Annotated in this window: 19 protein-coding genes; 18 read left to right on the top strand and 1 reads right to left on the bottom strand. The window is 47.0% G+C overall.

Annotated elements, in window-relative coordinates:
• The first annotated feature begins 136 nt into the window (after positions 1-136).
• The 14 genes from priA (at position 137) to HUJ19_RS01130 (ending at position 13,857) form a co-directional block, all read left to right on the top strand.
• Positions 137-2,329 carry a primosomal protein N' gene (gene priA, locus HUJ19_RS01195; protein ID WP_290621752.1) on the top strand — a complete coding sequence of 731 codons (2,193 nt, stop codon included), beginning with the start codon at positions 137-139 and terminating at the stop codon, positions 2,327-2,329.
• Between the two features lie 139 nt (positions 2,330-2,468).
• Positions 2,469-3,032 carry an SPOR domain-containing protein gene (locus HUJ19_RS01190; RefSeq protein ID WP_290621751.1) on the top strand — a complete coding sequence of 188 codons (564 nt, stop codon included), beginning with the start codon at positions 2,469-2,471 and terminating at the stop codon, positions 3,030-3,032.
• Positions 3,033-3,654: 622 nt separating this feature from the next.
• Positions 3,655-4,194 (top strand): ATP-dependent protease subunit HslV, encoded by a 540-nt coding sequence (gene hslV, locus HUJ19_RS01185; RefSeq protein WP_018624013.1) that lies wholly within the window; start codon positions 3,655-3,657, stop codon positions 4,192-4,194.
• A gap of 67 nt (positions 4,195-4,261) precedes the next feature.
• Positions 4,262-5,596: an ATP-dependent protease ATPase subunit HslU gene (gene hslU, locus HUJ19_RS01180; RefSeq protein ID WP_290621750.1), complete on the top strand. Its 1,335-nt coding sequence runs from the start codon at positions 4,262-4,264 to the stop codon at positions 5,594-5,596.
• A 435-nt stretch (positions 5,597-6,031) separates the two neighbouring features.
• Positions 6,032-7,882, top strand: coding sequence for a S8 family serine peptidase (locus tag HUJ19_RS01175; RefSeq protein ID WP_290621749.1), 1,851 nt, complete (start codon positions 6,032-6,034; stop codon positions 7,880-7,882).
• Positions 7,883-8,057: 175 nt separating this feature from the next.
• Positions 8,058-8,462, top strand: a complete 405-nt coding sequence (locus tag HUJ19_RS01170) for a DUF971 domain-containing protein (protein WP_290621748.1) — start codon at positions 8,058-8,060, stop codon at positions 8,460-8,462.
• A gap of 18 nt (positions 8,463-8,480) precedes the next feature.
• The gene (gene ubiE / locus HUJ19_RS01165; protein ID WP_290621747.1) at positions 8,481-9,248 is read left to right on the top strand and encodes a bifunctional demethylmenaquinone methyltransferase/2-methoxy-6-polyprenyl-1,4-benzoquinol methylase UbiE; all 768 of its coding nucleotides are present in this window, start codon (positions 8,481-8,483) and stop codon (positions 9,246-9,248) included.
• Between the two features lie 26 nt (positions 9,249-9,274).
• Positions 9,275-9,904, top strand: coding sequence for an SCP2 sterol-binding domain-containing protein (locus HUJ19_RS01160; RefSeq protein WP_290621746.1), 630 nt, complete (start codon positions 9,275-9,277; stop codon positions 9,902-9,904).
• 26 nt (positions 9,905-9,930) lie between these two features.
• On the top strand, positions 9,931-11,577 hold the full coding sequence (ubiB, locus tag HUJ19_RS01155) for a ubiquinone biosynthesis regulatory protein kinase UbiB (RefSeq protein ID WP_290621745.1): 1,647 nt from the start codon (positions 9,931-9,933) through the stop codon (positions 11,575-11,577).
• 35 nt (positions 11,578-11,612) lie between these two features.
• Positions 11,613-11,951, top strand: coding sequence for a histidine triad nucleotide-binding protein (locus HUJ19_RS01150; RefSeq protein WP_290621744.1), 339 nt, complete (start codon positions 11,613-11,615; stop codon positions 11,949-11,951).
• 22 nt (positions 11,952-11,973) lie between these two features.
• On the top strand, positions 11,974-12,213 hold the full coding sequence (gene tatA / locus HUJ19_RS01145) for a twin-arginine translocase TatA/TatE family subunit (protein ID WP_290621743.1): 240 nt from the start codon (positions 11,974-11,976) through the stop codon (positions 12,211-12,213).
• Positions 12,214-12,233: 20 nt separating this feature from the next.
• A complete protein-coding gene (tatB, locus tag HUJ19_RS01140) occupies positions 12,234-12,608 on the top strand; it encodes a Sec-independent protein translocase protein TatB (RefSeq protein WP_290621742.1) in 375 nt (124 codons plus the stop codon).
• The gene (gene tatC, locus HUJ19_RS01135; protein ID WP_290621741.1) at positions 12,608-13,384 is read left to right on the top strand and encodes a twin-arginine translocase subunit TatC; all 777 of its coding nucleotides are present in this window, start codon (positions 12,608-12,610) and stop codon (positions 13,382-13,384) included. Before tatB ends, tatC begins: the two co-directional genes overlap by 1 nt.
• Before the next feature lie 11 nt (positions 13,385-13,395).
• A complete protein-coding gene (locus tag HUJ19_RS01130) occupies positions 13,396-13,857 on the top strand; it encodes a DUF4442 domain-containing protein (RefSeq protein ID WP_290621740.1) in 462 nt (153 codons plus the stop codon).
• Between the two features lie 42 nt (positions 13,858-13,899).
• On the opposite strand, the gene HUJ19_RS01125 is transcribed toward HUJ19_RS01130, so the two are convergent.
• Positions 13,900-15,255 (bottom strand): M24 family metallopeptidase, encoded by a 1,356-nt coding sequence (locus HUJ19_RS01125; protein WP_290621739.1) that lies wholly within the window; start codon positions 15,253-15,255, stop codon positions 13,900-13,902.
• Positions 15,256-15,484: 229 nt separating this feature from the next.
• Between HUJ19_RS01125 and HUJ19_RS01120 the strand changes: the two genes are divergently transcribed.
• From HUJ19_RS01120 to HUJ19_RS01105, 4 genes are all read left to right on the top strand, one after another.
• Positions 15,485-16,768, top strand: coding sequence for a GGDEF domain-containing protein (locus HUJ19_RS01120; RefSeq protein ID WP_290621738.1), 1,284 nt, complete (start codon positions 15,485-15,487; stop codon positions 16,766-16,768).
• A gap of 87 nt (positions 16,769-16,855) precedes the next feature.
• The gene (locus tag HUJ19_RS01115; protein WP_290621737.1) at positions 16,856-17,455 is read left to right on the top strand and encodes a TetR/AcrR family transcriptional regulator; all 600 of its coding nucleotides are present in this window, start codon (positions 16,856-16,858) and stop codon (positions 17,453-17,455) included.
• 9 nt (positions 17,456-17,464) lie between these two features.
• On the top strand, positions 17,465-18,640 hold the full coding sequence (locus HUJ19_RS01110) for an efflux RND transporter periplasmic adaptor subunit (protein ID WP_290621736.1): 1,176 nt from the start codon (positions 17,465-17,467) through the stop codon (positions 18,638-18,640).
• 3 nt (positions 18,641-18,643) lie between these two features.
• On the top strand, positions 18,644-20,975 hold a 2,332-nt coding region (locus tag HUJ19_RS01105), incomplete at its 3' end, for an efflux RND transporter permease subunit (protein ID WP_290621735.1).

Genomic DNA, 20,975 nt, shown 5'->3' with positions numbered 1-20,975 from the left:
TCTTGTAACCATTGCTACATTAGCAGACTTTTTCTTGAACACAAGTCGTACCAGTTAGACCAAGGCTCACAATTTAATGTTGCCTTACTAGCGCAGTCTTTCTATCCTTAGCCCAACTTTAATTAATTGTGTGCCCATGCCTCAGTCAAAGCCCATCCTGAAAGTCGCGGTTCCCACGCCTTTGCGTCGAAGTTTCGATTATCTGGTGGGCCATCATGCGGTACCTGCCGTAGGTACTCGAGTCCGAGTATCCTTTGGCCGCCAGCAATTAATTGGTATTGTTGTCGCACATACCGATAAATCAACCACTCCTGCCAACAAGCTCAAGCCTATCCAGGAAGTCATTGATAGTGAACCTTTGCTGCCCGATACTTTATTCAACTTATTAGTTTGGGCTGCCGATTATTATCAGCATCCTATCGGCGATGTGTTTACGACCTGCCTACCAAGCCTGCTCAATAAGGGCGAGCCAGCGATACTTGAACCTGAATACTGCTGGAAGCTAACCCCGGAAGGCCAAGCGGCTTTTCCCAAGCTGAATAAAAACGCCGTCAAGCAACACAAAATTCTGCACTGGGCTTTAGAGCATCAAGGGATAATTCAGGCCTTCGATCTTGAGCAGTTGGAGTTGATTCCCAGTGAGCTCAAGCCACTGATCGAGAAAGGCTGGCTAAGCAAAGAGATTATCGAGCCGTCCGCGCAAGGCTTCGTGCAGAGTTCCGACTCGCTGGTACTCAACCAGGAACAGCAGCAGGCAGTCGAAACCATGCAAAAAGACATAGGTCAATTTCATGGCTTTCTGCTGGACGGCGTTACCGGTAGTGGCAAAACCGAAGTTTATTTGCAGCTGATAGAAAAGGTGCTGTTGAATCGTCAGCAGGCGCTGGTGCTGGTTCCGGAGATTGGTCTGACGCCGCAAACCGTACAGCGCTTCAAGCGTCGCTTTGATTGCGATATAGCCATGTTGCATTCAGGACTGACTGACCGACAGCGTTTGAATATTTGGCTCAAAGCGAAGCAAGGACTCACTTCTGTTGTTATTGGAACACGCTCTGCGCTGTTTACTCCCTTTGCCGATCTGGGCCTGATCGTGGTCGATGAGGAACATGACGTTTCCTATAAGCAGCAAGATGGATTCCGCTATTCGGCGCGAGATCTGGCCATTCTGCGCGCCCGTGACGAACAGGCGCCAGTGGTGCTTGGCAGTGCCACCCCATCCATGGAGTCTGTTCATAATGTCAATCAAGGGAAACTAACCCACCTGACATTACGCAAGCGCGCAGCAAATGCCAAGCCTCCCCATATCAAGGTGCTGGATATTCGCCAACGTCCGCTCAACAATGGTCTGTCGCAACCTTTGTTGGACAACATGCAGCGTCATCTTGAGAAGGGTAATCAGTGCCTGGTTTTTCTGAACCGGCGCGGCTTTGCACCAAGTTTGATGTGCCACGGATGCGGCTGGATAGCCGATTGCCAGCGTTGCGATAAACACATGACGCTGCATCTACAACAGAAGCGACTTCATTGCCATCATTGCGACAAGCAGGTGTTCATGCCGAAAAAGTGCCCGGACTGCGGCGCGCCCGAACTATTCCCGGTTGGTTTAGGCACCGAACGCCTTGAGCAGGCTTTAATCACGGCTTTCCCCAATAAAAAAGTAGTGCGCATTGATCGCGACAGCACCCGCCGCAAACAGGCTATGCAGGACTATGTCACCGCTATTAAAAATAATGAAGTGGATATTCTTGTGGGTACTCAGATGCTGGCCAAAGGCCATCACTTTCCCAACCTGACCATGGTAGCAGTGGTCGATATTGATGGCTGTCTGTTCAGTGCCGACTTTCGGGCGACCGAAAGAACTGCTCAACTACTGACTCAGGTTGCAGGACGTGCCGGCCGCGCTGATCAACCCGGTGAAGTGGTGATTCAGACCCATCATCCAGAGCACCCACTACTGCTTAACCTTTTTACCCAAGACTACCAGTCACTAAGCCAACAGATACTGGCAGAGCGGGAAGCTGGACTATTGCCGCCCTACTCCTCAATGGCGCTGTTTCGCGCAGAAGCAAGTAGCTTGCAATATCCGATGGAGTTTCTTAAGGAAGTCAGCCAGTCCCTGAGCCATATAACCGGTATGGATTGTTTCGGTCCCTTCCCGGCGCCGATGGCCAAGCGGGCGGGCAAGATGCGAGCGCAACTTTTATGCCAGGCGCAACAGCGCGGCCTGATCCAGCGAGCTTTAAAACCGGCAATATCGCAAATTGAGCAATTGCCCAGTGCGCGCAAAGTTCGTTGGTCAATCGATATCGATCCACAAGATCCCTTTTAATGTGAGCCGATACCGTCCCCGCCTCACACTTTATTCCTTTTGTCAGTTGGCTAACCCGTTAATAGCACATACAATAAGCCATTGCCCAATGGGCCTTTTGCATTGATATCTTTTAGCCGTATTTTTTAAGAGTATAAGAATGACCAAGGATTACGCCAAGAAACGTAAAACAGCGCGCAAAAGCAATAAGCGCAGCCCACGTCAAAAGCCAGCACCTCGTAAACCTATATCGCCTGTTCTGGTATTTATTGGCGGTGTCCTCATTACCTTGTTTGCGATATTCCTGTGGCTACTGGTCAAAAAGCCGGAAATGATCAAGGAAGTTATCCCGGTCAAAGAGCCGGAGCAAACTGTCACGAGCAGTGAGAAACACCCAGACAAGGAGCAGGAAGAGACCAGTACCGAGCCTGAGTACACTTATCATGAAACCTTAACCAATAAGGAAATTAAGGTAGATGCTACTCAAGTCACAACAACGACCAATAGCAATGTCTCCTATGTTATGCAATGTGGTGCATTCAGAAAACAGGAAGATGCCGAGGCCATGAAAGTTGAAATGGCATTTATCGGCTTCCAGGCCAACGTTGAAGAAAAAGATGGCTGGTATCGGGTGCGACTTGGCCCTTACAACTCAAAGCGTGCCGCAGAAAGTGATCGCCATAAATTACAGGATAATGATTATCAGGATTGTCGGATTTGGTAATCAACTAAGTTTACTATTAACTTCAGTTTCTAAGTTATGTGCGATTATTTATTCGATTTTGAATATTGAATGGGCAATGCTGTTATATATGTTTCGCCCCTCGGCGAGTTCCTTTTTACGGAATACTTCCCTGTATTCCGCTAAAGCCAGCGTCGCTTTACTCCGCTGTTCAAATTTGTTCCTTACAAATTTGTCTTGCTCCAAGTAATCACAAAATCGTCAGGAACGATTTTGAATAGCGAAGCTAGCCCGCAGGGTGAAGTACAGGACGTACTTCATAAAGGAAGGCCACCCGATGATTGAGGTTTCGCTTCGCTCTACTTCCCTCACAATAGTCAAGCCACTTAACGCAGGGTCTGCCCCCTTGGGTACCGCAAAATACGTTCCATCTCCCTAAAGGGATTCCTTTCAGTCACAGATTTGAATAGCTATGTCTTTACTACTTCTCAGCTCAATCTAAGGGGAGAATTGGAGCAAGCCTAAAAAGTAACAACTTAACGAAAACTTCCATAATCCTCATTACAAATTTAGATTTAACTCCCACCGATTGCTCCTTGAATTTACTGCCCCAGCCCCCATCTAGCCGTTATTGCAAAGAATAAGACTGACTCCGGAGAATATTTTGGAACAATATCGTGGAACAACTATTTTATCAGTACGCCGTAATGGCACTGTTGTGATCGGTGGCGATGGCCAGGTGTCGCTGGGCAACACCATCATGAAAGGTAACGCCCGCAAGGTACGTCGTTTATATAACGATCAGGTGATTGCCGGATTTGCAGGCGGTACAGCTGATGCCTTCACTCTCTTTGAGCGTTTCGAGAAAAAACTGGAAGCACACGGTGGTAAATTGATGCGCGCAGCGGTTGAGCTGGCCAAAGACTGGCGCACCGATCGAGCCCTGCGTCGCCTCGAAGCCTTGCTAGCTGTCGCTGATAAGGAAAATTCACTGATCATTACCGGTAATGGTGATGTGATTCAGCCTGAAGACGATCTAATCGCTATTGGTTCCGGTGGCCCATTTGCACAATCTGCGGCCAAGGCCCTGTTACAGAAAACTGATTTGAGTGCACGTGAGATTGTTGAAACAGGCTTAACTATTGCCGGTGATGTCTGTATTTACACCAATCATAACCAGACCATAGAAGAGCTTAGCTATTAAAGGCTATGCCTTGAAGTAAGTACCAACTTAAGCCGAATCAAAGCATTTCAATAAAGAGTATTACATTATGTCTATGACACCTCGTGAAATTGTCCATGAACTGGATAAGCACATCATTGGCCAGAAAGACGCCAAGCGATCAGTGGCCATTGCCTTGCGTAATCGCTGGCGCAGAATGCAGGTCAACGAAGAACTGCGTAACGAAATCACCCCAAAGAACATCCTGATGATTGGCCCTACTGGCGTCGGAAAAACTGAAATTGCCCGCCGCCTGGCGAAACTGGCCAATGCACCCTTTATTAAGGTCGAAGCCACCAAGTTCACTGAAGTAGGTTATGTGGGTCGCGACGTTGAATCCATCATCCGCGATCTGGTAGACGCAGCCTTTAAAATGCTGCGTGAGCAGGAAATGGCTAAAGTCCAAAATCGTGCACAAGATGCCGCTGAGGAAAAAGTCCTTGATGCACTGCTGCCACCACCGCGTAAATCCAGTGACAGCGAGTGGGATCAACCTGCTGAATCACAAGACTCTTCTGCTCGTCAGATTTTCCGCAAGAAACTGCGTCAAGGTGAGCTGGACGACAAGGATATTGAGATTGATGTGGCGCAAATGGCGGTCGGCATCGACATTATGGCACCTCCCGGCATGGAGGATATGACCAGCCAGTTGCAATCCATGTTCCAAAACATGGCCCCCAGTAAAAGCAAGAAGCGCAAACTGAAAGTTAAAGATGCGCTGAAAATGCTGACCGAAGAAGAAGCTGCCAAACTGATTGATCAGGAAGAACTCAAGATCAAGGCGGTTGAAGCGGTGGAACAGCATGGCATCGTGTTCCTTGATGAAATTGATAAAGTGGCCAAGCGCGGCGAACATAATGATGGTGGCGTATCACGCGAAGGCGTCCAGCGCGACCTCCTGCCATTAGTCGAGGGCTGCACCGTTAATACCAAGTATGGGATGTTAAAAACTGACCACATACTCTTTATTGCTTCAGGTGCTTTTCATCTTTCAAAACCATCTGATCTAATTCCTGAGTTGCAGGGTCGTTTACCGATCCGTGTTGAGTTACGCGCTTTAACCCCGGATGACTTCAAACGTATCCTGACTGAACCGGATGCAGCGCTAACCAAACAGTATCAGGCGCTACTGGAAACTGAAGGCAAGAAAATAGAGTTTGCAGAGAGCGGTATCGCTAAAATTGCCGAATACGCCTTCCAGGTCAATGAAACCACCGAAAACATCGGAGCACGCCGTCTGCATACAGTGATGGAGCGTTTGCTTGATGAGGTTTCCTTTGATGCCAGCGAAGATTCGGAAACCCTGGTCATTGATGAGGCTTACGTTACCAAGCAACTGTCCGAGCTGGCGGATGACGAAGATCTCAGCCGCTTCATTCTTTAACAATCAATATTTTCTATCGCAGCAAGCCCGAACTTTTTCGGGCTTTTTCCTATTTAAACACCCACCAGCCCTACTCAACATATTGATTCTCAAAGCATTTCATTTGCATTAGATTTTTAAGTGCAAAAAAAAGAACAATAGACTTTATCTAAGATAAATACAGAAAGATTCTACAATTTGACTTCAGGGCAAATTTAACTTAAAGAAAAAGCATAAAAGCCTTTAAATAAAAGATTTAAGCGATAGTAAGCACTAACATTGTCATTTGTAATTGTTTTGTAACGGTCTGTACAAATTAGACTTTTGTCTAAAAATACTTATTAGATCACCCTAAATGCATAAATTTTATTGTTCCGAACAAGGGAATTTTAGTAGAGTCCTAAGACCTCGATTTTCGAGGAACATAAAATAAACAACACTAAGGGGTGTTTTAACATGAAACTAAACCAAGTAGTCGCAGGTGTTCTGCTAGCGACGGGCGTAACCGGTGCATATGCTGGTGAGTTCAAAGCTGCAGCTCAACCTGAAAAAGCCATCAAGGGACAATACATTGTTGTCCTCAAGGACGATGCAGTGGCTGCTAATATGGGATTATTCTCAAGCAATGCTAATGAACAAGCTATTGCTATGGTGAGCGACAACTTGAGCCGTAAATATCAAGCTCAAGTTCAACGTACCTTTACTAAAGCTGTTAAAGGTGGCGTATTCAACATGTCTGAGAAAGCTGCACAAAAGCTAGCTCAAGATCCTAATGTTCTTATCGTTGAGGAAGACCAAATCATTAGCATCAATGCAACTCAAAACAATGCCACTTGGGGCCTTGACCGCATTGATCAGCGCAACCTTCCATTAAGTGGCTCTTACACTTACAACACTACTGCAAGCAACGTTAACGCATACATCATCGATACTGGTATCCTAAGCTCGCATAGTGAGTTTGGTGGTCGCGTTGTTGGTGGTTACGACTTTGTTGATAATGATAGCACTCCAAATGACTGTAATGGTCACGGTACACACGTTGCCGGTACTGTAGGTGGTTCTACTTATGGTGTTGCCAAAGGCGTAAAGCTTTATGGCTTGAAAGTTCTAGGCTGTGACGGTAGCGGTACTAACTCTGGCGTAATCGCTGGTATTGACTGGGTTACTAACAACCACGTTAAACCTGCTGTTGCTAACATGAGTTTAGGTGGAGGTGCTTCATCAACTATCGATAACGCTGTTGCCAACCTTGTTGCTTCAGGTGTAACGGTTGCAGTTGCAGCTGGTAACGACAACAGCAATGCCTGTAACTACTCACCAGCTCGTGAGCCAAGCGCGATCACTGTAGGTTCTACAGCATCTAACGACTCTCGTTCTAGCTTCTCGAACTACGGTTCTTGCTTGGATATCTATGCTCCAGGTTCTAGCATCACTTCAGCATGGTCAAACGGTGGTACTAATACTATCAGTGGTACTTCAATGGCTTCTCCACACGTAGCCGGTGTTGCTGCTCTATACTTAGCAGACAACCCTAACGCTACACCTAGCCAAGTTGAAGCAGCTATCGAAAATGCTGCAACTTCAGGCGTTGTATCAGATGCAAAAACAGGTTCTCCAAACTTGTTATTGTACAGCTTGTTTGATGGTTCAAGCCCTGATCCAGAGCCAGAGCCAGGCAATGTTCTTGAGAATGGCGTATCAGTAACCTTCTCGGGAGCTTCAGGCTCGGAAACTGACTTCACTTTCGAAGTTCCTTCTGATGCCTCTAACGTAAGCTTCGATATGTCTGGCGGTTCTGGTGATGCTGACCTATACGTTAAGTTCGGTAGCGCACCAACAACTTCAAGCTATGACTGTCGCCCATACCGTAACGGTAATACTGAGTCTTGTGACTTTTCAGCACAGACTGGTACTTACTATGTAATGGTGCGTGGTTACACTAGCTACTCTAACGTTAACCTGGTAGCAACGCATGATGGCGGCGGTAGCACAGAACCACCACCAGAAGGCGGTAGTGCAACTCTTGAAAACCTTTCTGGTGCTTCAGGTAGCTGGGCTCACTACTACATTGATATCCCTGCTGGCATGAGCAGCCTGGATGTTCAAATGAGCGGTGGTTCAGGTGATGCTGACTTGTATGTTCGTCGCGGTGCTCAACCAACGACTTCAAGCTACGATTGCCGCCCATATAAGTATGGCAACAACGAGAGCTGCTCATTCTCCAACCCAGCTCAAGATCGTTGGTACATCAGCATCCGTGGTTACTCTTCTTACTCAGGTGTAACTCTACAGGTTGACTGGCAATAATTATCACTTAGGTGATAACTGAGAAAGCTGACCTTCGGGTCAGCTTTTTTTATGGTTGAGTGTTTTTTATCAAGACCACTTGATTCTGATGACATCAAAACCCTATTTATCCTTACAACCCATCTCGATATTTCTGTTACAATCTAGTCAATTTAGCCCATAAAGCTTATGCGACATGCCGCAAACAGGTTCTCCAATACCAACAGCGATTAAGCTGCATCAAAAAAGCCAACAATTAGAAGTCGCCTTCCCAGGCAACACATACTTATTGCCCTATGAGTACCTTCGTGTATTTTCGCCCTCGGCAGAAGTCAGAGGGCATGGCAATCAGCAAATGACTTTAATCGGCGGTAAGAAAAATGTTCAGATAACCAATATTGAGGCAGTGGGTCGATACGCCATTAAGCTGACCTTTGATGACGGACATGACAGTGGTCTGTATACTTGGCAAACCTTATTAGAACTTGGCCAGAACTACTCATCAAACTGGCAACAATATCTGCATCGACTCGAAGCAGCCGGACTGACTCGTAGCAGTGATACTGCGGTTAAAACTTTCAATCCTAAGTACAGTGATTAATCAGCGAAGCCCAATACTATGACAGAGCATGACAAAAAAACATCAGCAGACACCACTCACTTTGGTTATCAGACCGTAGAAAAGAGTCAAAAAGCGGCCAAAGTTGCCGAAGTGTTCCATTCGGTAGCCGCCAAATATGATGTGATGAATGATCTCATGTCTTTCGGTGTGCACAGAATCTGGAAGCGCTACACCATAGAGCGTGCTGCTGCCCGCCCCGGCCAGACCATTCTGGATATCGCAGGTGGAACCGGCGACCTAACCGCAAAGTTCTCCAAAATTGTCGGCCCAACCGGCAAAGTGGTGTTAGCCGATATTAACGAGTCCATGCTCAAAGTTGGTCGCAATAAACTGGTAGATAGAGGTATTGTTGGTAATGTTGAATATGCACAGGCCAATGCCGAGTGTTTGCCTTTCCCTGATAACTACTTTGACCGAATTACCATTGCTTTTGGTTTACGCAATGTTACCGAAAAAGAAAAAGCACTGGAGTCGATGTATCGCATTCTAAAACCAGGCGGCAAATTGTTGGTGCTTGAATTTTCCAAGCCAGCACTACCTGCTCTATCCAAAGTCTATGATGTTTATTCTTTCTCATTATTGCCAGCGATGGGCAAGGTGGTTGCCAATGATTCGGAAAGCTATAAATATTTAGCCGAGTCGATTCGTATGCACCCCGATCAGGAAACTCTGAAGCAGATGATGTCCGATGCTGGTTTTGATGAGGTGGAGTACACCAATTTGACTGGTGGCATTGTAGCTCTGCATATTGGTAAGAAATTTTAAATTGCATCATTAAACCGAACTGACTCATGATGTTATCGCTATTTACTCCAGCCATCGAAATGATCATCAATCAGGCGGTGAAACTCGATCCTGATGCTCAGTCCCGTCTTGCATCGCTGGAAGGGAAAATCATTAAAGTCACGCTGACCGATCTCAATGCCAGTTTTTATATTGTGATTGAAGATAGTCTGATTTTGGTTAAAGCGGAACTGGATAAGCAGGCCAACGCAGAATTAACCGGCTCTTCCAGTAGTTTCTTTAACCTTGCCTTAAATGAAAAAGGTTCGGACTCAATTTTTAAAGGTGAGGTTCACTTTGCCGGTGAAATTGGCACTGCGCAAAACTTCCAGAATTTTTTCAAGCAACTTGATATCGACTGGGAAGAACACTTAGCAAAATATACTGGTGATATCGTCGCTCATCAGCTAATAAGCGGCAGCAAAACCGTCACTGGCTGGCTGCAAAAAACAGTCACAAGTGCACAACAAAACCTCAGTGAATATATTCGCTTCGAAGCAAAGTTATCACCTGCATCTATTGAGCTTGAAAACTTTTATGATGCGATAGCTGATTTAAAATCCGATAGCGAACGACTGAAACAAAAAGTTGAGCGTCTTTCGCAAAAGTTAGCCAATAGAGAACAAAAGCCTCACTAGCCAGGAATCGAATAACGAGACACAGCATGAATGCCATTAGACAATTACACCATGCACTTAAAATTAACCGTACACTGGTTCACTATGGCTTGGATGAGTTCCTGGCTCCAACGCCGCTGGCACGTTTCCGCCCGCTGGCTAAACTGTTTTCCTTAAGCTTGCGCCGCAAAGCAAAAGATAAATCTCGTGGCGAACGGTTACGTCTAGCCTTAACCGAGCTTGGACCGATTTACGTTAAGCTTGGCCAAATGCTTTCCACTCGCCGCGACCTGGTTCCGCCAGATATTGCCGACGAACTTGCCAAGTTGCAGGATCAGGTGCCACCTTTTGATTCAAACATTGCACGCTCAATCGTTGAGAAACAATTAGATACTCCTATTGACCAGCTTTTTGCCAACTTCAATGACACGCCGCTCGCCTCAGCTTCAATCGCGCAGGTACATGAAGCCACTTTAAACAGTGGCGAAGAAGTGGTAGTTAAAATTTTACGTCCAGGCATTCGTCAAAAGATCATGCGCGACATGCAGATGATGCACTCGATGGCACGCTGGGCAGAAAAGTATTCCAGCGAAGCACGTCGCTTGCGAGTTATCGAAGTGGTTAAGGAATATGACAGCACGTTGGCCCGTGAAATTGATCTGCGCATTGAAGCCGCCAATACCTCGCATCTGCGTCATAACTTTGCCGATTCAGACTTACTCTATGTCCCGAAAATTTACTGGGATTACACCCGAGTAAAAATGCTGGTGATGGAAAAAATTTCTGGCATCCCTATTGGCAATATCGAGGCTCTTCGTGCCAGTGGCGTTGATATGAAGGCATTGGCTGATCGAGGTGTCGAGATTTTCTTTACTCAGGTTTTCCGCGACAGTTTTTTCCACGCCGATATGCACCCGGGCAATATCTTCGTTAATGTTACCAATCCTCAGGCGCCTCAATATATTGCTATCGACTGCGGCATTATGGGTACGTTGGACGAAAAGGATAAACGTTATCTGGCTGACAATTTTCTGGCCTTTTTTGATCGCGATTACCGCAGAATTGCTGAGCTGCACGTCGAGTCCGGCTGGATTGATGCCGATGTTTCGATTCCCGAGTTTGAGTCGGCAATTCGTGCTGCCTGTGAGCCAATTTTTGGCAAGTCGCTGGCAGAGATTTCATTTGGTCACTTCCTGATTCAATTATTCCAGACCGCGCGTCGCTTTAACATGCAAGTGCAGCCTCAATTAGTTCTTTTGCAAAAGACCCTGCTTTATATCGAAGGCCTTGGCCGCCAGCTCTATCCTCAACTGGATTTATGGCAAACGGCACAGCCCTATCTTAAACAGTGGGTCCGCGATCAAATTGGCCCCAAAGCCATGTTTGAGGATGTTAAGCGACAGTTCCCCGACTGGCTGAACAAAGCGCCCAAGCTGCCTGGCCTGTTATTTGATAATCTGCACCGTATTGGCCACGGTCTCAACCAGTTTGAGCAACTGAAAAGCCAGTTCACTGAGCTGGAGCGGCATAAGCTTGAGCAGCAGTATGCCTTGAAGCACGCCTTTATTGGCGGTTCGCTGGCTATTTTAAGCGGCATTAGTTATCTTGCTGTGCCGAATAACTGGTGGCCAGCCGCCATACTGGGCGCCGGCGCAGCCTGGTTTATGATTAAAAGTCTCTGGCCAACAAAATAATCCGGCATTACTCATTTGTAACTCAAGGAGATCTTATGAGCGACTGTATTTTTTGCAAAATTATCGCTGGTGATATTCCCAGTGACAAAGTTTATGAAGACGATAAGATTCTGGTTTTTAAGGATATTGCACCAAAAGCACCGACTCATCTATTGATGATTCCTAAGCAGCATATTGCCAGTTTAGCGGAAGTAAGTGAGCAAGACGCTGATATTATGGGCTATATGATGACTAAAGTTCCGCAACTTACCAAAAACGCAGGGTTAAGCGGCGGCTTCAGAACCATCATAAATACAGGTGATGATGGCGGTCAGGAAGTGTATCATATCCATATTCACATTTTAGGTGGCGGTGGCCGCCTGCCATTTGCATAAGCATCAACGCTGAGGTAAAAGCATGAAACCTGGTCTTTGGGAATTACTCATACTATTAGTCATTATTTTGTTGCTATTTGGCACCAAAAAATTGCGCAATGCCGGTGGTGACATTGGTTCAGCATTCAAAAACTTCAAAAAAGCAGTTAAGGACGAAGACGGCAAGCAGGTCGAAGATCAGTCTAAAGATGCTGACTTTGATGGCAATGACAAAAAGCAAAACTCAGAGCAAAATTCTGAAACAACAGACTCAAAAAAATAGCCCTCCATACTTAAGTTACTATGCCTTTTGATATTGGTTTCTTCGAGCTATTGCTAATCGTGGTCATAGCCCTGGTGGTGTTGGGGCCTGAGCGCCTGCCTAAAGCTATGCAGACGGTTGGCCGCTGGGTTGGTAAGGCTAAACGAGGTTTCAGCCAGTTTAATCAGCAGGTCACGCGTGAGCTTGAGCTTGAAGAAATGAAAAAGCGTATAGCCGAACATGAGAAAATGATCATGGAGCAGGCTGAGTCCGACGAAGAGCTCAAACGTCTGCGCGAAGAAGCCCAGGCTACCATTGCCAAAGCTGAGCAGGCCTTGAAACAGAGCGAGCAGGTTCTGGCCAATGAGCAACAAAAACTGAAATCATCCACAGCTAATCCAGACAAGTCATCCTGATGAGCCAAGATTCAGAACAACCCTTGATTTCCCACCTGTTGGAACTGCGCAATCGCCTGCTGCGTATTGTGCTGGTCGTAGTTGTCCTATTCATTGGACTGGCTTTTGTCGCCAATGAGCTTTATCTATGGCTGGCCAAGCCCTTGATCGAACAATTACCCTATGGCTCCAGTTTAATTGCGACCGATGTAACATCGCCTTTATTTGCCCCCTTTAAGCTGGCTTTTGTTGCTGCTTTTTTTATTGCCATGCCCTATGTGCTGCATCAAATCTGGATGTTCATTTCACCCGGTCTTTATCAGCATGAGAAACGCTTTGCCATACCGTTATTATTATCCAGCATTATTCTGTTTTATGCTGGTATTTCTTTTGCTTACTATTTAATTTTCCCGATTATTTTTGGCTTCCTGTCTGGCATTGGCCCGGAGGGCGTTAATTATCTGCCGGATATCAACAGTGTCTTGTCGATAGCACTTAAACTGTTCTTTGCGTTTGGACTGGCTTTTGAGATTCCCATTGCCACTATGCTGCTGATCTGGTCAGGAATGACCAGCCATCAATCCTTGGCCGATAAGCGCCCCTATATCGTTGTAGGCATTTTTATCTTTGCCATGTTGTTGACACCCCCGGATGTTATCTCACAAGTATTGCTTGGTATCCCAATGTGGATTCTGTTTGAATTGGGGTTAATTTTTGCCAGAGTCTATGCGCCTAAGTCTTCTGAGACGACTGCACAGACTGATGAGCAGGAAACCGCTGACGATTCCAATTCTTAAAGTCTTAACCCATGAAACATTTAAACGCCAGAAAATTGAAATTACTGATGAACCTGTGGCCTCCCTTCTGGGGTTCAGGTATCAAGGTTCTCGAACTGGATGAAAACTGGCAGTACGCCAAAATCCGCCTGCGCAAATACTGGTTTAATCGCAACTATGTCAATACCCACTATGGCGGTGCGCTTTTCTCAATGACCGATCCTTTCTATATGCTATTGCTACTGCATAAACTTGGACGCGATTATGTGGTGTGGGATAAAAAGGCAGAGATCAAATTCATCAAACCCGGCCGAAAAGATGTCTATGCAGAATTCAAATTAAGCGAACAGGATCTGCTGGATATTAATCTGCAGCTCAAGGAGCAGGATGTTATCGAGCCTGTTTTTGAAGTGGATATCCACGACGAAGATGGCCAGCTCATTGCCAAAGTCTGGAAGACCATACATATCGCCAGAAAAGAATCAGCCAAATAAAAAAGCCGACTCTTTTACAGCCGGCTTTTCAATATTTAGCCATTATCGAATAAAGTGCCACTCGGTTTGTCTGCCGGCCAGATAGATAACTTTTTCACCATCAAACAGGGCCGACTGCTCCAGCATGATCTGCACCAGTTGATTATCCCATTCCGGCAACTTCACTTTAACATTACCTTCAATGGCGTAGGCAGTGTTCGGATAGAGTTTGCGATCGCCTTTAATCGGCGTTGGCCCCTGGTTGTCCCACATACCAATAGTAGGCCCTACCGCATGACCAACAAAACCTAAAGGATGGGTATAGGTACTGGAATTTAGTTTTTGTTTCTTTGCAACAGTCTGAGTTGCTTTCAGAATCTCATTACCGGTGCGACCGGTTTTAAACTGCGCAGTTAGAATATCCTGCCAATGATTACCCTGGGCCAGCGCCTGTTTGAGCCCTTTTGGCACATCATATTCACCAAACTTAGCTACATAGCCCATTTCCTGGGTATCGGTGCAAAGCTTTAGATAGCATAGACCAACATCGGTATGGATGATATCACCCGGCATGATCACGCGATCGGCCCTGCCGAAGAAGGGCGAGTCAGGCTCATTCTGATCACCCTTGCGCTGTACGGTCACATAAGGCTGGAACCAGGGCTTAACTCCTAGCTCCTCAAAACGCTCTCGAATATACCAGGCCACATCCTTATCGGTTGTCACTCCTGGCGTAATGACCTTGCTTGAGAAAGCTTCGCCAATCACACCACGGGCAATGGCCACTATCTGTGGATAGACCTCTTTTTCAGGCTCGGTGCGCGTTTCAAACCAACGAATAACTAGCTCTTCGGAACTGACCACCCGCTTCTGGTATTCCTTTGGCAAGTTGCTCATCAAAGTGGAATACAACCCTTGCGACAAACCGTCGGCAACAGCCCACTCCTCACTGACGTTAATGCCGATTTTTTGTGGGTCATAATCCTTGATAATCTCCGCAAGACGCTGCCACTGCTGCTGACCCGTGCCACCCTGCCAACGGCTTTCATAAAATCCAGCAATCGGATAGCGGCTAACACTAAACCGTTCAACAGCCTCTTCATTTCTGACAAAGACCAGTAACGTAGTTCGACGGGCGGCAAAGGTGGGCTCAGGCACCAGGGTATAAAACAGTGCATCTTCGCCATATTCACGGTTAATCACAAGCCACATATCCAGCCCAGACTCCGCCATCAATTGAGGCAAAAGTTCGTCCAGCCGATGTTTTAACATTTGATTGATTGGCTCAGCACGATCTTTATGAGCCAACACCTGTGGCACCTTAATCCCATTAAGACCCTGCTCAAAATTTTTCGTCTGAGCAATGTTGTTAACGGACAACAGGGTTACAGCCAGCAACAAGCGCGCAACTATGTTCATTTATTCCCCCAGAGAATGATTCGCCTGCAATAATATCCAAAGCCTACAACCGTACCACAATGTTGATTCTTTCAAGAAGTGATTTATACAGCCAACACTAGTCGGCATTTGCCAATGCGGATTCAGTATTTCTTGATAAAAGTCTTAGGAATTGTTCAAAAAATACGCTAGCATAAAATATGACGCAATTCACATTTTGTGTCGTATCTCACATCTGGGGAAGGGCTTAATGAATCTACCTTTTGTCAACAATGACCTGGCAGCAGAGCTTATTGCAACATTACCCGGCGCCGTCTATCGACTCGAATATAAGGACGATGAATTTCGTTTTCTCTATTTCAGCGACGGCATTGAGCAGTTATGTGGTGTCACTCCTGAGCAGGCCGTCAGCGACATTAATGCCATTTTTTCCCTGATTCATCCCGATGATTATGACCGGGTCATTCATGAAAGTCTGGAAACTGCACAGCACGGCGTAGTCTGGCATGGTGAGTTCAGAATGTGTCTCAAGGATGGACGCACCATCTGGGTTGCGACCTATGATCGGCCACAGGTGTATGAAGATGGTTCTATTATCTGGACCGGCTATGTTATTGATAATACCGAACATAAAGATCTGCATAAGGCTCTGGAAGACAGTGAAGCTAAATTCCGGGCTTTTGTGGAAACCGCTAATGATATAATTTATAGCGTGTCTTCCGACGGCTGCTTTACTTATGTGTCACCCAATTGGACCGATAAACTTGGGCATGATGTTTCCGAGGTTCTAGGCCAACACTTTGCGCACTTTGTTCATCCCGATGATGTTGAACGCTGCACTCAGTTTCTGATTCAGCTATATCAGGATGGCACCAAGAAAAGCGGTCTTGAATACCGGGTTCGGCATAAACATAATTACTGGTGCTGGCACACCACCAATGCGTCGCCTATTTTAGATGAAGAGGGGCAGGTTACCTCCACTGTCGGTATCGCCCGCGATATTACCGAGCGTAAATTTATTGAACAACAGATTGAACACCAGGCCCACTACGATTCATTAACCGACTTGCCTAATCGAGCCTTATTCTCGGATCGTCTGGAGCAGGCCATCAGGCTAGCCCATCGTCAACAGGAAAAACTTGCGGTTCTATTCGTAGATTTGGACAAATTCAAGCCCGTTAATGACACCTATGGTCATGGTATCGGCGATATCCTGCTACAGCAGGTTGCTCAGCGGATGCGCGATTGTCTGCGCGAATCCGATACCATCGGCCGGATTGGTGGCGATGAGTTTCTAGTTCTGCTGCCCCACATCGAGTCCGGTAGCGATAGTAGCCATATTGCGGAGAAATTATTGGACGCCATTTCCAGCCCGTACCGTATCAATAGTATCAATATTCATATCTCCTGCAGTATCGGTATCGCCTTATACCCGGATCACGGCAACACGGTACTGGAGCTAATCCAGACCGCCGATCAGGCGATGTATGTTGCGAAGAACCAGCAAGGAAACAAGGTTTTTCTGGCAGATTAAGCACTACTCAAAGATCCCATAAACATCTTTTTACATTTGTTTTACTGGTTGGAGCTTGTACCTGGACAACATAATCAAGTAAAATGAATGAACATTCATTTCAAAATTATCTCCATGCCTAAAAGAGCTCAAATCCTTGAGGCAGGGATTCGTTTATTTGTTGAGCGAGGCCTGCAGGGCACTTCCATGTCGTTACTTGCTAAAGAAGCTAATGTGGCAACGGGCAGTGTCTACAACTACTTTGAAAGTAAAGAACAGCTGATTAATGAAATCTTTTTGTATGTAAAACAAAAAGAAGCTGATTTTTTGCTTGAAAATCACCGACCCGACAGCAGTTACGAAGAGGCAATCAAGGCTCTTTTACGGGCCGGTATCCGCTTTATGCTGGATAATTGTCTGTATTTTCGCTTCAGTCATCTCTATGGATTTTCATCTGCCATCGAAGATCAGACCCGCGAAAAGCTACACATCGTATTCGAGCCTTTCATAAAACTCTATCAGGACGCAAAAAATGCGGGAGTTTTACGAGAAATTCGCATACCCGACGTTAATATCCAGATTTACGGTGGTTTCAGTTACTTCATCCACTGGCAGTTCGTTAACCACAACACAGTGGATGAGCACCTTATTGAACAAATGGTCGATTTTGCCTGGGCTGCAATCAAAAGTCCCACCACAACCTCTTAGGACTATTTTATGAAAAATAATTCCATGAAAACGATTAATACGAAACACAAGAGCCTCCTTAAAACCACTCTGCTTGGTTTATTGGCATCAACCCTGGCTGTTAATGGCTATGCTGCTGAGCAGGGAGGCCAACCGGTTCCGGTTGAAGTCAGCACCGTTGCTGAAGAGATCACCACCTTTACTCAGGACTTGCCGGGCCGCGTTAACGCAATTCGCACCGCTCAGGTGCGCGCTCGCGTTGATGGCATTCTCGAAAAGCGCGTCTTTAAAGAGGGGGACATGGTGAAACAGGGTGATGTGCTGTTTCAGATTGATAAGCGCCAGCTACAGGCTGATGTTCAGGCCGCTAAAGCTAACTTAAACGACGCTATCGCCCAACAAAAATTGAATCAGCAAACCTTGGAGCGCTACACCAAACTGCTCGAACTGGGCGCCGTCAGTCAGCAGGAGTTTGATACTTTTTCAGCACAGAATGAACAGGCCAAGGCTCGCGTTGAGCAGGCACGCGCAAACCTTAGAAATGCTCAGATCCAGCTTGAGTATGCAACCGTAACGGCGCCGATCTCAGGCCGTATTGGTCGCGCCATGGTTACCGAAGGCGCGCTGGTTCGTGCAGCAGAATCAACCCATCTGGCTACCATCGAACAACTTGATCAGGTTTATGTGGATTTCACCCGCTCAAGTTCCGAGATGATGCAGCTGCGTCAATTGTTCGAGTCGGATCAGGCCTCTAACGCCAGTTCTTCAACAGTACAGATTTTCTATAATGACGGCACTCAATATCCCGGCTCCGGCAAACTTGAGTTTTCCAGCTGGTCGGTCGAGCCTGACACTGGCTCGGTTCAATTAAGAGCCGTTGTTGATAACCCAGACCACCTATTATTGCCGGGTATGTTTGTACGCGTGAAATTACCGGTTGGAGAATCAGACAGCCTGCTTCAGGTACCACAGAAGGCCGTTATCATGTCAGCTAATGGCGCTACCGTGAAACTGATTAAAGACGGCAAATTAGCGGTTCAACCGGTGGAGCTAGGGCCAATGGTGGGTTCCAACTGGGTCGTTAAAAGTGGTGTCCAGCGTGGCGATCAGGTCATTATCAGCAATACCCAGTTCCTGCAACCAGGGATGCCTGTCACCCCGATGAACAAAGCCTCTGGCGCCGATCAGAAGCAGACTCAGGAGTAATTCATGGCTCAGTTTTTTATTAACCGCCCGATTTTTGCCTGGGTTATCTCATTATTGATTTTGCTGGGTGGCACACTCGCCATCCAACAACTTCCGGTCATGTCTTACCCAGACATTTCGCCGCCACAGATTTCGGTAACCGCTACTTATCCTGGCGCTTCTGCGCAGGTAATCGAAGATACGGTCACCACCATCATCGAAGAAGAGATGAATGGTATTGAAGGCCTAAAATACATTCGCTCGGAAAGCTCGCGTACCGGCTCTGGCACCATCAATCTGACTTTTGATACGGGTACCGATATCGATATTGCCGGAGTTGAGGTGCAAAACCGGCTCAAGCGGGTTGAGGCTCGCCTGCCTTCCTCAGTGCGCACTCAAGGTGTTGCCGTGGACAAGGCGCGTAGAGACTTCCTGATGGTGGTTTCGCTTTATTCACCCAATGGTACTTTTAACAGTACCGACCTTGGCGACTATCTGGATCGCGCCATTCTTAGCGATGTACGTCGAATCGATGGCGTCGGTAGTGCCCAGCAGTTTGGTTCGCGTTACGCCATGCGCGTGTGGCTCGATCCGAAACAGATGGCGGCCTATGGTATTTCACCCGCCGAAGTGAATGCAGCGGTCAGCAGCCAGAATGCTCAGCTGGCAACCGGTGAGCTGGGCTCTCTGCCCTCGCCCGGCAATCAACAGGTAAATGCTACCGTGCTGGTTCCGGCGCAGTTATCAACCGTGGAAGAGTTCGGCAATATTATTCTGCGCTCCTCTGCTGAGGGTGCGATTGTCAGGCTGAAAGACGTGGCGACCATTGAACGTGGCGCTAACAGTTATGGCTCACAGGCCTTTTTGAGTGGCCAGGATGCAGCCGCCTTTGCGATTAAATTAAGCAACACCGGTAATGCCTTGGAAACAGCCGATGCGGTCAAAGCCAAGATGAAGGAGCTGGAACAGTTCTTCCCGGATGACATGGCCTGGGTTGTGCCTTTCGATGCATCGATATTCGTTGATGAGTCGATCAGTGAAGTCGTCAAAACATTGCTTGAAGCGGTAGTACTGGTAACTGTCGTGATGTTCCTGTTCCTGCAAAGCTGGCGCGCCACCTTGATTCCGTTGATTGTTGTGCCGGTTTCTCTGATTGGCGCGGGTATCGGTCTGCAACTATTCGGTTTCTCGATCAATATGCTGACCATGTTTGCGATGGTGTTGGCGATTGGTATTGTGGTGGACGATGCCATTATCGTGGTCGAAAACGTCAAGCGGGTGATGGATGAAGAAGGTCTGAAACCTTATCAGGCAACGAAAAAAGCCATGAAACAGATTTCGGGCGCCATTATTGGTACCACTGCAGTATTGATTGCGGTATTCATTCCCATGGCCTTCTTCCCGGGTTCTGTCGGCCGAATTTATCAGCAGTTCTCATTGACCATTGTTATCTCGGTAGCCATCTCCGCTTTCCTGTCACTGTCCTTAAGTCCAGCAATTGCACAGGGCTTATTGAAACTCGAAAAGCGCGATGCCGAAGGCAACAAGGTGAAAAAGGAGTGGGCTTTCTTCCGCTGGTTCAACCGCGGCTTTGACGCCTTTAGAAACTTCTACATGAACTCTGTGCAAAAGCTCTTCAGCAAAAAAGGCATGGTCGCGGCCATGATTGTGTTCGTGCTGCTGTGCGGTTATGTGGTAACCCGCTTTATTTATATGCCAACCGCTTTTGTACCTTCCGAAGATCAGGGCTTTATTGTTTCCAATACCTTATTACCGCCAGGAGCGACTCGCGAACGTACACTTGAGCTGACTCAAAAAACCGATGCCTGGTTTTTAGAGCAGCCGGAAGTGGTTCGTGTAATCACGGTTGCCGGTTTCAGTTTCTTCGGTAGTGGCCAGAATACCGCCATCACCTTCGTCAACTTCAAGCCATGGAGTGAGCGCGAAGGCATGCGTAATGCCGATGAGTTTGCGGCTGCGGCCAGTGCTGAATTCCAGAAATTCTCGGAAGGTAATACTTTTGCCTTTAACATGCCGCCAATTCCCGGTCTTGGTAACAGCAGTGGTTTTGACTTCCAGTTACAAAACCGTGGCAGCGGCGGTCAGGATGCCTTGTTTGCAGCAGCATTCCAGATGATTGGAGCTGCACAACAGACTGGCAAATTTGCCGAGGTTCGTCCGGATACCTTACCAGCGGCACCGATGCTGACTCTGGACGTGGATCGGGTTAAGGCGCGTGCAATGGGTATCGATATCCCGACGCTGAATAGTACATTACAGATTGCGCTGGGCTCATCCTATGTCAATGACTATATTGACAACGGTAAAGTGCGCCAGGTCTGGGTGCAGGCGGATG

The sequence above is a fragment of the Kangiella sp. genome (assembly GCF_014762745.1).
Classification (GTDB): domain Bacteria; phylum Pseudomonadota; class Gammaproteobacteria; order Enterobacterales; family Kangiellaceae; genus Kangiella.
Note: the sequence above shows the minus strand (reverse complement) of the source record. Positions and strands in the feature narration are given on the sequence as shown.